At 69.7% G+C, this 11,992-nt stretch carries 8 protein-coding genes; 6 read left to right on the forward strand and 2 right to left on the reverse strand.

All coding sequences use genetic code 11. The annotated features are described in order from the left end of the window. The first annotated feature begins 144 nt into the window (after window positions 1-144). From RBT54_RS03140 to RBT54_RS03165, 6 genes are all read left to right on the forward strand, one after another. Window positions 145-2,100: a TonB-dependent receptor plug domain-containing protein gene (locus RBT54_RS03140; RefSeq protein WP_320364011.1), complete on the forward strand. Its 1,956-nt coding sequence runs from the start codon at window positions 145-147 to the stop codon at window positions 2,098-2,100. Continuing rightward, window positions 2,100-3,038: an ABC transporter substrate binding protein gene (locus RBT54_RS03145; RefSeq protein WP_320364013.1), complete on the forward strand. Its 939-nt coding sequence runs from the start codon at window positions 2,100-2,102 to the stop codon at window positions 3,036-3,038. Before RBT54_RS03140 ends, RBT54_RS03145 begins: the two co-directional genes overlap by 1 nt. Further along, the gene (locus RBT54_RS03150) at window positions 3,035-4,357 is read left to right on the forward strand and encodes a diguanylate cyclase (RefSeq protein WP_320364015.1); all 1,323 of its coding nucleotides are present in this window, start codon (window positions 3,035-3,037) and stop codon (window positions 4,355-4,357) included. Before RBT54_RS03145 ends, RBT54_RS03150 begins: the two co-directional genes overlap by 4 nt. A gap of 141 nt (window positions 4,358-4,498) precedes the next feature. Beyond that, on the forward strand, window positions 4,499-8,080 hold the full coding sequence (recC, locus tag RBT54_RS03155; RefSeq protein WP_320364017.1) for an exodeoxyribonuclease V subunit gamma: 3,582 nt from the start codon (window positions 4,499-4,501) through the stop codon (window positions 8,078-8,080). Window positions 8,081-8,264: 184 nt separating this feature from the next. Continuing rightward, on the forward strand, window positions 8,265-9,374 hold the full coding sequence (locus RBT54_RS03160) for a choice-of-anchor E domain-containing protein (RefSeq protein WP_320364019.1): 1,110 nt from the start codon (window positions 8,265-8,267) through the stop codon (window positions 9,372-9,374). Between the two features lie 154 nt (window positions 9,375-9,528). After that, window positions 9,529-10,131 (forward strand): YigZ family protein, encoded by a 603-nt coding sequence (locus tag RBT54_RS03165; RefSeq protein ID WP_320364021.1) that lies wholly within the window; start codon window positions 9,529-9,531, stop codon window positions 10,129-10,131. Between the two features lie 61 nt (window positions 10,132-10,192). Here the strand turns inward: RBT54_RS03165 and RBT54_RS03170 are convergent, their stop codons facing one another. Beyond that, the gene (locus RBT54_RS03170; protein WP_320364022.1) at window positions 10,193-11,098 is read right to left on the reverse strand and encodes a phosphorylase; all 906 of its coding nucleotides are present in this window, start codon (window positions 11,096-11,098) and stop codon (window positions 10,193-10,195) included. A 96-nt stretch (window positions 11,099-11,194) separates the two neighbouring features. Further along, window positions 11,195-11,974, reverse strand: coding sequence for a 5-oxoprolinase subunit PxpA (locus tag RBT54_RS03175; RefSeq protein WP_320364023.1), 780 nt, complete (start codon window positions 11,972-11,974; stop codon window positions 11,195-11,197). Window positions 11,975-11,992 lie beyond the last annotated feature (18 nt).

Raw genomic sequence — 11,992 nt, forward strand, 5'->3', positions numbered from 1 at the left:
TTTTCGCGGTCTGGTCTCCGATTGGCTGGCGCATTCCACAGTTAGGGTGCAAGGTTCGGCGCGAGATCCATTGCCCCACATTCAACCGTGCCACGTCCTCGCCTCCTCAACCCGCTCCTGTCCACGGCGACCGCTGCCGGCCTGATGCTCGGCATCGGCGCAGCCCATGCGACCGACGTCTTCTTCAGCGACATCCCGGTCGTGCTCACGGCGTCGCGCATGGCGCAGTCGCCGCTCGATGCGCCGGTCGCGGTCACCGTGATCGATCGCGAGATGATCGAAGCCTCGGGCTTCACTGAAATCCATGACCTGCTGCGCTTGGTGCCCGGCTTTCTGGTCGCGGACTGGGCCGAGGGTTCGCCGACCGTCGCCAACCATGGCCTGGGCGATGCGTATGAGCGCCGCATCAAGGTCATGATCGATGGCGGCACGGTGAACAGCCCGCTGTGGGGCAACACCAATTGGCAGGATCTGCCTTTGCGCGTCGACGACATCGATCGGATCGAGGTTGTTCGGGGGGCCAACGGCGCGGCCTACGGGGTCGATGCCTTCCAGGGCGTGATCAACATCATCACCCGGTCGCCGTCCACCCAGAGTGGCGCAGGCCTGATCTCGAGAGTCGGCAGGAACGGTTTTTACGATCACGGTTTCCGGGTAAATGGCAAGCTCGATCAGGCGCTCGACTGGCGCCTTTCCGGCTCGCATCGGCGTGCGGTGAACTTCGAGCCTTATCTGGATCAGCAGTCGCCCGATCAGCCCAACTGGAACGACCGGGAGACCGTCACCCGATCGGTCGTCAACCTGTCCGCGACCGCCCAGGTGTCGGCGCACGATGAAATCGGCCTGATGCTTGGCGCCAGTGAAGGCGAGAGCGACCGCGGGATTCCGTTCAGTCTTTCCGATCCGCTGCGTGCCGACGACGCCCGTTCGACCTTCCTCCATCTGGGCTGGCGGCGCAGCTCTGCCGCGGACGCCGAGTTGTCCGTGCACTATTACCACCAGGACGAGCGCATGCGAGGCGCCTGGCTGAACACAGAGAACACCCCTGTGGTGATCGGTCGGGACCGGAACAGTGACGTGCGCCGGGACAATCTGGAACTCCAGTATTCGGCGCGTCTGTCACCGAGCTGGCGCTTCATGCTAGGCGCGGGAGTCCGCCAGGAGTCCGTGCGAGCGCCTTACATGTTCAATACCGGCAGCACGCTGCGGGGAACCAGCAGTCAGCTATTCGGCAGCGTGTTCTGGGCGCCGCTCGAGCGCCTGAAAATCGACCTTGGTGGCGTACTCGAGGATCACAACTACAGCGGTTCGCTGTTTTCGCCGCGGCTGGCGATCAACTACGCGCTGACGCCGGAGTCGGCGGTGCGATTTTCGGCCGGGGTCTCCTATCGTGCGCCGTCATGGGTCGAGTCCCGGTCCGAGGAGGCGATCTACGGCAATGGCGAGCTTCTGCGCGTTTTCAACAAGGCAAGTCCCTCCGTTGATCCAGAGCGTGTGCGCCATTTCGAGCTCGGTTACGTGGCCGCCTTTCGCGAGCTCGGGCTGCGTCTCGATGTGCGCGCTTTTCACAAGAGCTACGAGCGGTACATTGACGATGAGACCTGCCTGAATCCGTGCCCGCCCATCGGGAACATTGGCGCACCTGCGCGGACGAAGACTTTCCTGTTCCAGAACGCGGGGACTTTTCGCATGACCGGGGGCGAGTTCAGCGCCGACTGGCGCAAGCCTGGCTGGGGGCGGGTCGTGCTGTCACAGTCCTTCGCGGACGTCGACGCTGATGACGACATTCTCGATGATGACTTCACTTACAGCGTTCCGACGTCGGTCACCTCGGTGCTGCTGATCAAGGATTTGCCGGGTCGCTGGCGTGCGAGCATGGGGTTCTATCGGCATTCGGTCATGAAGTGGCTGAGCGACGGCGACATCGTTCCCGAGAAGGCTCGCGTCGATCTCAAGCTGGTGCGCGAGTTTGGCCAGCCGGGTTCCGGCAACGAGGTGGCGATCGTGGCGCAGAGCGTGGGTGGGCGATATGTCGATTTCCACGAGGGCCGCTTCCGTCACGAGCCGCAGGTCTTCGGCAGTCTTCGCCTCGCGTGGTGATGCGTTTCGTTCTGCAGCGACGCTCGTACTTGCGCGCCTGCCTGTGCGGGCTCGCGCTGTTGCTGGGCTTCACCACGTCGTCTGTGGCCTTCGCCCTCGACGTGGCGGTGGTGGTTTCACAGCGCGACGGCGTGCACAAGGCCTTCGCCGATGCCTTCATGCGTGCCGCGGCCGGTCTCGGCCACCGCGTGTTCGACATCGGCAGCCCGGCAGAAGGGCTGGATGACGTCGCGCTCGCGCGCGCCGACCTGGTGGTTGCCAGCGGCGAGGCCGCCGCCGAGCTGGCGCTCGCGCGCCACCTACGGCCCACTTTGGTGACGATGATCGCGCGCAGCCGCTTCGAGGTGCTGCGCAGTGCATACCCGCAGGCGGCGCTGTCCGCCTGGTTGCTCGATCAGCCGGTCGAGCGCCAGTTCCGCCTGCTGTGTGCCGTGGTGCCCGAGCGCATGCGGGTGGGCCTGCTGCTCGGCGACAACATCGACGCCGAGGCGGCGCTCCACGCGGCAGCCGCCGACGTAGGGCTCACGCTCGCCACTCGCCAGGTGCGCAGCGAGAAGGAGCTGATCGCCAGTCTCGAGGAGGTGTTGAGTGCGAGCGAGGTGCTGCTGGCGCTGCCCGACCCCATGCTGTCCAGTCCGACTGCGGCGCGCTCGATCCTGCTCACCAGTTACCGCTACCAGAAGCCGATCATCGCCTTCTCGCGCGCCTATGTGACCGCCGGCGCGCTGGCGGCAGTGTTTATCACCCCCGAACAGGTCGCCAGCGATCTCATCGACTGGTTGCGTACCCAGGACTCGACGCGGGTCACGCTGCCCCCACCGCAGGAGCCGGTGTCGTTCGAGATCGCGGTCAATCGTCAGGTGGCGCGTGCGCTCGGCATCAGCGTGGCCGACGACGGGGAATTGCTGCGCCAGACCGCAGGAGGTGGGCAGCCATGAGCACCGATCGCATCTCCCTGCGCGCGCGTCTGCTGCTCACCGTGCTGTTGCCGGTGCTGCTGCTGTCGGCGGCGATGACGGGCCTGTCGCTGTTTCGCGGCGCACGCATGGCGGACCGGGAGATTGCCGAGCGTGGTCTGGCCATCGTCAGTTTCCTTGCGCCCGCCGCCGAATATGGCGTGATCTCGGGTAGCCGCGGCAGTCTCGATGGCTTGATCCAGGCGCTGCAGGCGCAGAACGACGTGGCCGCGGCGGTGCTGTATGACCTCAGCGGTCACGAACTCGCCCGCCTGGGCGCACCTGTCCTTGCCGATGACGGTCGCACCCGGCAGGCCAAGGAGGCGGTCCGACTGGGCCGGCAGGGGCGGCGCGTCGCCTTTGCTGCGCCGGTGATGTCGATGCCTGTGGCGGTCGACGAATTTGCCGGGGGCAGGGCGGCGCTGGCGCCATTTCCGGTGGGCTGGGTGTATGTGGAGATCGACACCCGCGCCTACGATGCGCGCTGGCGCACCACGGTGATGACCACGGTCGGGCTGGCTGTCGGTGCACTGGTGCTCGCGATGCTGCTCGCCATTCGACTCGCCAACGTGGTGGGCGAACCCGTCGCCCGGCTGGTGGAGGCCGTTCGGCGCATGGCGCGCGGCGAGCTCGACGTGCAGGTCAGCGGTCGCGCGGGCAGTGAGGAGCTACAGACGCTGGAGGATGGCTTCAACTCCATGGCGCGTGCGATTGCCAACGCGCACAAGACGCTGCAGGCGCGCATCGAGCAGGCGACCGCGCGGCTCTCTCATCAGGCCCTGCATGACCCGCTCACGTCCTTGCCCAACCGTCGCGCGTTCGAGCAGGCGCTGGAAGAACTGCTCTCGGCCTCGCGCCGGGCCGGCGATCACGGCGCCTTGTGCTTCATGGACCTCGACCACTTCAAGCCGGTCAACGACACCGGTGGACACGCCGCCGGCGACGCCCTGCTGCGCGTGGTTGCGGATCTGATCCGCAGCCACCTGCGCAGTGAAGACACGGTATGCCGGATCGGCGGTGACGAATTCGCGCTGATCCTGCGTGGCTGCACGCCGGCCGACGTCGCCCGCATCGCCAGCGGCCTGTGCGCAGCGGTGCGGGATCTGCGCTTCGAATGGGAAGGCCGCGAGTATCGCATCGGCGCCAGCATCGGCTTCGCGATGATCGACGGCGCGCTCGGCAGCGTGGCCGAACTGGTCCGTGCCGCGGACCATGCCTGCTACATGGTCAAGCGCGAGGGACGGGGGCGCGCCATGGCGTACCGGCCGGAAGATTTCGGCGCGCCGCCGCCGGGCTCCTAGCCCGCCAGCCCGCTCCTGCGCAGGGCTGACCGGTCCGTGGTTCATGCGCCTGGCCTGGCATGGCCGGGCGCGCGAGGTGCGCGTGTCCCGCTCCGTATAATGGCGGCTCGATCACCGCTGCGCGGCCCGCCTGCGCCTGCCATGTTCCATCTCAGCTTCTCCAACCGCTTCGAAATCCTCCTCGACACCTTGCTCGAGCGCCTCGGCGCCGAGCAGCCGGGGCCGTTCGGCCAGCGCCAGGTGGTGGTGCCGAGCAGCGCGCTGCGGCGTGTGGTCGAGCTGGCGGTGGCCGACCGCGAGGGCGTCAGCGCCAACCTGCGCTTCGACTACCTCGCGCAGTGGCTGTGGCAGCAGATCGGGCGCGTGGTGCCAGTGGCGGAACGCTCGCCGTTCTCGCCCACGCTGCTCGCGTGGCGCATCCACGGTCTGCTCGATCGCGCGCATGAACACGGCGCGTGGGTGGCGGCGCATCCGCGCCTGGCGCGCTATCTCGACGGCGCCGATGCGCGCATGCGCTTCGAGCTGGCCGGGCGCATCGCGCGCGTGTTCGATCACTACCTGACCTACCGGCCGCAGTGGCTGGCGGTGTGGGCCCACGGGCGCGGCTCGGCGCTCGGACCCGGGGCGAGCGCGGTCCAGCTCGCCGACGAAGCCTGGCAGGCCGAGCTGTGGCAGCGCATCCGCGACGGCATGGGGCTGCGCCAGGAGCATCCGGCCCAGGCCTTTTTGCGCCGCGTCACTGCGATGTCGGCCGATGAGCTGGCCGCGGTGGGCCTGCCGGCCACGGTGCACGTGTTCGCGCTGCCTGCGCTGCCGCCGCTCTACCTCGACCTGCTGCGCGAGCTGGCGCGGGTGGTGGATGTGCGCCTGTACGTGCTCAACCCCTGCCGCGAGTTCTGGTTCGACATCGTCGATGCGCGCCGCCTGTCCTGGCTGGCGGCGCAGCAGAAGGACATGTTCTTCGACACCGGCAACGGCCTGCTCGCCGCCTGGGGCAAGCAGACGCGCGCCCACATCGGCCTGCTGTTCGAGGGCGAGCACGCGGTCGAGGAAGACGCCGCCTTCGCGCCCCACCCCGGCCGCCACCTGCTGGCGCGGTTGCACAACGCCATCCTCGCCCTGGAGGAACTGCCGCCGGCGGGCGTGCGGCTGGCCGGCAGCGACCGCAGCCTGGAGGTGCACGTCTGCCACTCGCGCACCCGCGAGCTGGAAGTGCTGCACGACCGCCTGCTCGGCCTGTTCAAGATGCATGCCGGCACCGACGCTGCGCTGCGCCCGGCCGACGTCGTGGTGCTGACCCCCGACCTCGAAACCACCGCGCCGCTGATCGAGGCGGTTTTCGGCACCGCCCCGGCGGCGCGCCGCATCCCGTGGCGCATCACCGGCCTCGGCGGCACCCGCGACAACCCGGTGGCGCGCGTGCTCGACCAGGCCCTGCACCTGGCCGCCAGCCGCTTCCCGGCAAGCCGCGTGTTCGACCTGCTGCAGCAGGCGCCGGTGGCGGCGCGCTTCGGGCTCGATGATGCAGCGCTGGAGGCCGTGCACGACTGGCTGCGTTCAGCCGGCGTGTGCTGGGGACTGGATGCGGTGAGCTCCGCTGCCACGGGTCCCGTCGCCGGCACGGCTGCGGCCGACGCCGGGGCACGGACCGAAGCCGGTTCGGCGTCCGCGCACACGCTGGATGAAGGCCTGCACCGGCTGTTCCTCGCCTGGGCGGCCGGCGAGGCCGCCGACCAGGCCAGCTTCGCCGGACGCATCGGCGCCGGCGCTCCTGAGGGCCAGGCCGCATCCGCCCTCGGCAGCCTGTGGCGCTATGCCGACAGCCTGCGCAGCGTGCGCGACCTGTTGCTGCGCGAACACACCGGCGCCGGCTGGCGCAGCGCGCTCAACGAGGTGCTCGATCGCTTGGTCGGCGACCCCGCCGAGCACGCCGATGCGCTGCGCGAGGTGCGTGCCGCGATCGCCGCGCTCGCCGACGATATCGCCGCCGCCGAGCTCGAGGCCGCGGTGCCGCTCGCGGTCGTGCATCCGGCGCTGGCCGCGGTGCTCGACGACCCGGCGCGTGGCGGCGTGCCCGGCGGCACGGTCACCTTCTCCGCCTTGCCCGCGCTGCGCAGCCTGCCCTACCGCGTGGTGTGCGTGATCGGGCTCGACCAGGGCGCCTTCCCCGGCAGCGACGGCCCGGCCGAGTTCGACCTCATGGCCGCCCGCCCGCAGGCCGGCGACCGCCAGCGCCGGCTCGACGACCGCAACCTCTTCCTCGACCTGATCCTGTCCGCGCGCGAGGTGCTGCACCTGTCCTACGTCGGGCGCAGCGTGCGCGACGGCAGTGCGCTGCCACCATCGGTGCTGGTGGACGAGTTGCTCGACACCCTGGCCACCGCCTGCGCCAGCACGGCGGGCGACCCGGCGGCGCTCGCCGAGGTGCGCAGGCGGCTCACCGTGATCCATCCGCTGCAGGCCTTCGCCGCCGACTACTTCATCGCCGGCGCGCGCCGTGATGAGCGGCTGACCAGCTTCAACGAGGACTACGCGCAGGCGCTCGCGAGTCGGCTGGCGGCGTCTGCGGGCGCGGGCGGTGCCGGTGCCGCAGTCGCCAGTGCCGCGGCCCCATCAGTCGCAGCGCAAGCGCAATCGCTCCTGCGCGAGCCCGGCGCCGCCGAGGGGGAAAGCGATGCGGACGATGCGGACGCACGCAGCGGCGCCGATGCCGCCCCTTTCTTCGTCGCGCCGCTGCCGCCGCCCGATGCGGCCTGGCGCGAGGTCGAGCTGCTGCAACTGATCCGCTTCTTCGCCAATCCCTGCCGCTACCTGCTGCGCGAGCGCGTGGGGCTGGACCTGCCTCACTCGGCCGAGGTGCTCGACGACGTCGAGCCGATGCTGCCCGACTGGGCGGGCCAGCGCGCGCTCGCGGCGCGCCTGCTGCCGGTGATGCTGGCCGATGCGATGCCTGCGCCGAAGGGCAGGGCAGGCGAGCTGGATGAGTCGAAGGCCGGTGTGGCCCCCGCCGTCGAGGCGCTTGAGCCGGGCGCTGGTGCGGCTCACGACCGCCTGTGGGCGCTGGCGCGTGCCGGCAACGAATACCCCGCCGGCACCCTCGGCGAGGCCGCGCTCGTGCGCGAGTTCGAAAGCTTGCTGGCTTTCTCCGGTCGCCAGCGCCAGCTCCTGGCTGCGCCGGCGCAGCCGCCGCATCGGGCGCGCTTCGAATGCTGTATCGACGGCGAGGCCTGGTCGCTGACCGCCAGCTTTGCCGACCTGCGCGCCGATGGCCTGCTGCGCGCGCGCTACGACGACACCCGCGCCAGCGACTACCTCGGCGCCTGGCTCGCCCACCTGCTGCTATGCGCAGCGCCCGCACCCGGCGTGCGCGGCGAGACGCGCGGCCTGTCGCGCGACGGCGAATTCCGCTTCGCGGCGCTGGACCCGGCCGTTGCCGGGCAGGTGCTCGAAACCTTGCTTGGGCTCTACCGTCAGGGCCTGTGTGCGCCGCTGCACTTCTTCCCCAAGTCGGCCTGGGCCTATGTAAAAAATTCCGACAGTCCGCGCAAGGCGATGGAAAAGTGGACCGGCGGAATGCGAACGGAATACGGCGAGGGCAATGACCCGGCTTACCGCCTCGCGCTGCGCGGCGTCGCCGAGCCGCTCGATGAGACTTTCTTCACGCTCGCAGAAAAAGTATTCGTGCCCCTTGTGGAGTCGATCCTTGACGAGAGGCTTTCCTGACTGCTAGGCGAATGCGGGCGTCGTCTTCCGGGCAGGATTGGCGCGCGCTTGTCGGCCGTGCTTACACGCCTGCCGTTCGCGGTGGATGGTTTTTTGCAAGCCATTGAAAAATAGAATAAAAATAGTATGGCCCGGCTCTTGCTAAAAGCGTTTCAGCCAATAACAAGACGCTCCTGGAGCCATCATGCAACTCGATTACACTGTATCTGCTGCCCGCCCATTGGCGCTTGCGCTCGCCTTGGGGGCTGGACTGCTGGCCGCGCCGGCCCACGCCCTGGTGCTGAGCACCGCGCCGGTCGCATTCACCGGCTCGGCTTCGGTCACCGATGCCGAGGGCGGTACCGCGACCAACGCCAACGGCGCCTCGCTCGGCAGCGCCAGCGTGCAGCAGTTCGATGCCAGCCTCGGGGTTCTGACCGGGGCCTCCGTCAATGTGCAGTCGACCCGCGACGCCAGCGTGCGCGTGACGTCGACCACAGGCAGTGGTGGGAGCAATGGCCAGGTGAGCTCGAACGGCACGGGTAGCAGCAGCGCCGCAATCTCGGCGCCAGGGCTGGCCTGGACCTTCAGCACGATCACGCTCGACGATGCGTGTGCGGGCAACCGGCGCGCGGCGTGTACCGGCCCGGCGACCTCCTCGAGCGTCACCACAAACTCGGATGGCGGCGTGGCCGAGGCCCAGTTGGATGCCTACGTCGGCGCCGGCAAGGTTGACTTCAGCTTCAGCGCACCGCTGCTGAGCGCGGAGCAGACCTCGAGTGCCTTTGCCGGTACCGAAAGCACCGTGACGACGCTGACCTGGGCGGGCAATCTGGGTATCAGCTATACCTACCTGCTGCATGCGCTGGCTGCGTTCGACAACGGCGAGCAGGCGCTGGAACTCGATTTCGGCACCGTCTTCGTCGGCGACTCCGCCATGCTCGGCTTCGGGCTGGGGAATGCCGCGGGTGAGCGTGTCGGGCTGGACCTCGACGAGGTCAACGGCTCGGGTGACACCGGCAAGCTGAGCACCGACCTCAAGCCCTTCATGGCGCTGCTCGCCGGCCCCCCGGGTCTGAGCTTCAACGCCTGGCTCGACACCAGCGAGGCCGGCGTGTTCTCTGCCACTTACCTGCTCGACCTGTCCGACGCCGACGTCGGTGCATCGTCCTCCCGCTACGGCTACACGATGAGCCTCAAGCTCACCGGCACCGTCCTGGACCGCCCGGCTGTCAGTGCCGTGCCCGAGCCCGGCTCGCTCGCTCTGCTCGGTCTGGGCGTGATCGGCCTGGCCGCGCTGCGCCGCCGCGCCTGATCCGGTTCGCATAGTCCCTGGCCGGGGCCGTCACCCTCGCGGGTTGGCGGCCCCGGTTGTTTGTGGCGGCGGTTTTCCGCGCATCGATGCCGGGCAGTGCGTGGAACCGAGCCTGGAACGGTCTGCGCGCGGGCCATCGGCTAGAATCGTCGCCATGCCGCTGACTCTCGCCGCCCCCGTCCACAGCGAACTGATCATCAAGAAGAGTCGCTTCATCGGCTGCGTTCAGCCGATGGCCGATCGCGCCGCCGCGCAGAAGGTGGTGGCAGCGTTGTGGGCGCAGCATCCCGGCGCGCGCCACGTGTGCTGGGCGCTGCTCGCGGGCGGGCAGTCGGCGGCGGTGGACGACGGCGAGCCGAGCGGCACCGCCGGGCGGCCGATGCTCGAAGTGCTGCGCCACCAGGACCTGGAAGGCGTGCTCGCCACCGTGGTGCGCTACTTCGGCGGCGTGAAGCTTGGGGCTGGCGGGCTGGTGCGCGCCTACACCGACGCGGTGGCGCAGGCCCTGCTGCAGGCGGAGAAGGTGCCGATCGTGCGCCTGGCGACGCTGCGCTGCGCCGTGCCCTATGCGCTCGAAGGCCTGCTGCGGCGCGAACTCGAGGTGGCGGGCGCGAGCCTGCTGACGGTGACTCATGGCGAGGCGGTGGAGCTTTGCTTCAGCCTGCCGGAGGATGCCGCGGCCGCGCTGCAGGCCCGGCTCGCCGAGGCCGGGCAGGGGCGGATTGCCTGGCAGGCGGTGCCGGACGTGGCCGAGTAGCGCTGCACTCCCATCGCCGAAACACCGCGCTCGGGTGGCGCTGCCCGCCCCGCGTTTCCTGTCAGCAGCCGACCGCTGCGAGTGCCTGCAAAGGCCCGACGCGGCGGATGGATTCGATCTGCTCGCGCTGGCGGGTGTACAGCGTGCCGCCGAAGCACACCGCGCTGATCGAGATGCCTTCGAAGCATTCCTGGCTGCGCGGCAGCATCAGCAGCCAGCCGTCGTGGATCAGCAGGTTGCAGGGCGGCAGCAGGCCGTCGGCGCCGGGCTTCAACTGCAGCGTGTCGCAGGCGCGGCGAAAGCCTTCGAGCAGGCTGTCGGCAGCCACGTCGACAGCCACACCCAGGCCGCAGCGCACGCGCACGAAGCAGTGCTGCATCGACAGCGCTGGGTGGCGCGCCACGCCGTGCTCGGGCAGGTCGCCCGGCAGGCCGGGGGCGAACAGGCGCAGGCTGGCGTTGCCCTCGGTGTCGGGCATCCACTGCACGTGCTTGTGGCGCTGGCTGGCACCGGCTGCGGTGCCGCCGTTGTAGAGGCCGATGCCGCCCGCCTCCATCATGATCTCGGCCAGCGCCGCGAAGTCGCTGCGTGCCAGCGGCAGCAACTGTTCCTCGAACGCACGCCGCGCCAGCACCAGGTGGCGCTCGCAGAGCGGGAACTTGTTGAGGATCACGACGTGCGCGGTGCCGATCGGGCCGACGGTGAGTTCGGGATCGGGGTTGAGGAAGGGGTTGAAGTTGGGGTCGCGCGGTCCGCCCGGGATGGCGACCTGGGTGGCGGCCGGGGTGGCGGCCGGGGTGGCCGCCCTCGCCGCGTCCTTCACCGCCAGCGAGGACACCCAGCGCACGATGAAGCGCATGCCGGCGTCTTCCATTTCGGTCTGCTCGGCGGCCACCGGTTGCAGGGCGCCCGAGGCCAGTGCCGCCGCGCTGCGTGCGTCGATCGCTTCCATCCAGGTCTTCGTCATGTCTCCGTCGTCTCCGTTGTGTGCTTTTGCGCAAATGGGAACGGTGGAGTGTAGGCGGAAATGATGGATTTGTAGCCGGGGAGGGGGCGCTTGCGTTCAGCGCGTGGCGACGACCTCGGGCAGGGGGGCGACGGTCCATCCGCGCGCTTCCAGCGCTGCGCGCAGGTGGCGTGCGCTGTCGACTGCGCCGAGGGTGTCGCCGTGCACGCAGATGCTGTCCATCGCCGTGGGCAGCACCTTGCCGCTCTGGCTGACCACGCCGCCGGCGTCGAGCATGCGCAGCACGTGGGTGACGAGCTGGTCGTGGTCGTGGATGACCGCGCCGGGCTGGCCGCGCGGCACCAGGGTGGCGCGGTCGGTGTAGGCGCGGTCGGCGAAGATCTCGCCGGCCACCTTGAGGCCGGCGCGCTCGCCTGCGGAGTGGAGCTCGGACAGCACCGGGGCGAGCAGGATGAGGTTCGGGTCGATGGCCTTGACCGCACACGCCACCGCATCGGCGAGCGCGGCGTCTTCGCAGGCCTGGTTGTTGAGCGCGCCGTGCGGCTTGACGTGGGTGACGCGCGCGCCTTCGGCCGCGGCCATGCCGGCGAGCGCGCCGACCTGGTAGATGACCATGGCTTCGAGCTCGGCCGGCGCCATCTTCATCGGCCGGCGGCCGAAGCCCTGCAGGTCGGGGTAGGCGGGGTGGGCGCCGAGGCTGACCCCGGCGGCGAGCGCGGTGCGAACGGTATGGCGCATCACCACCGGGTCGCCGGCGTGGAAGCCGCAGGCGATGTTGGCCGAGCGCACCACCTGCAGCAGGGCTTCGTCCTCGCCCATGGTCCACGCGCCGAAGGATTCGCCGAGGTCGGCGTTGAGGTTGATGATGTTGGTCATGGAGAGGGCCTCAGGGCG

This window comes from Thauera sp. (assembly GCF_034003485.1).
GTDB lineage: Bacteria > Pseudomonadota > Gammaproteobacteria > Burkholderiales > Rhodocyclaceae > Thauera.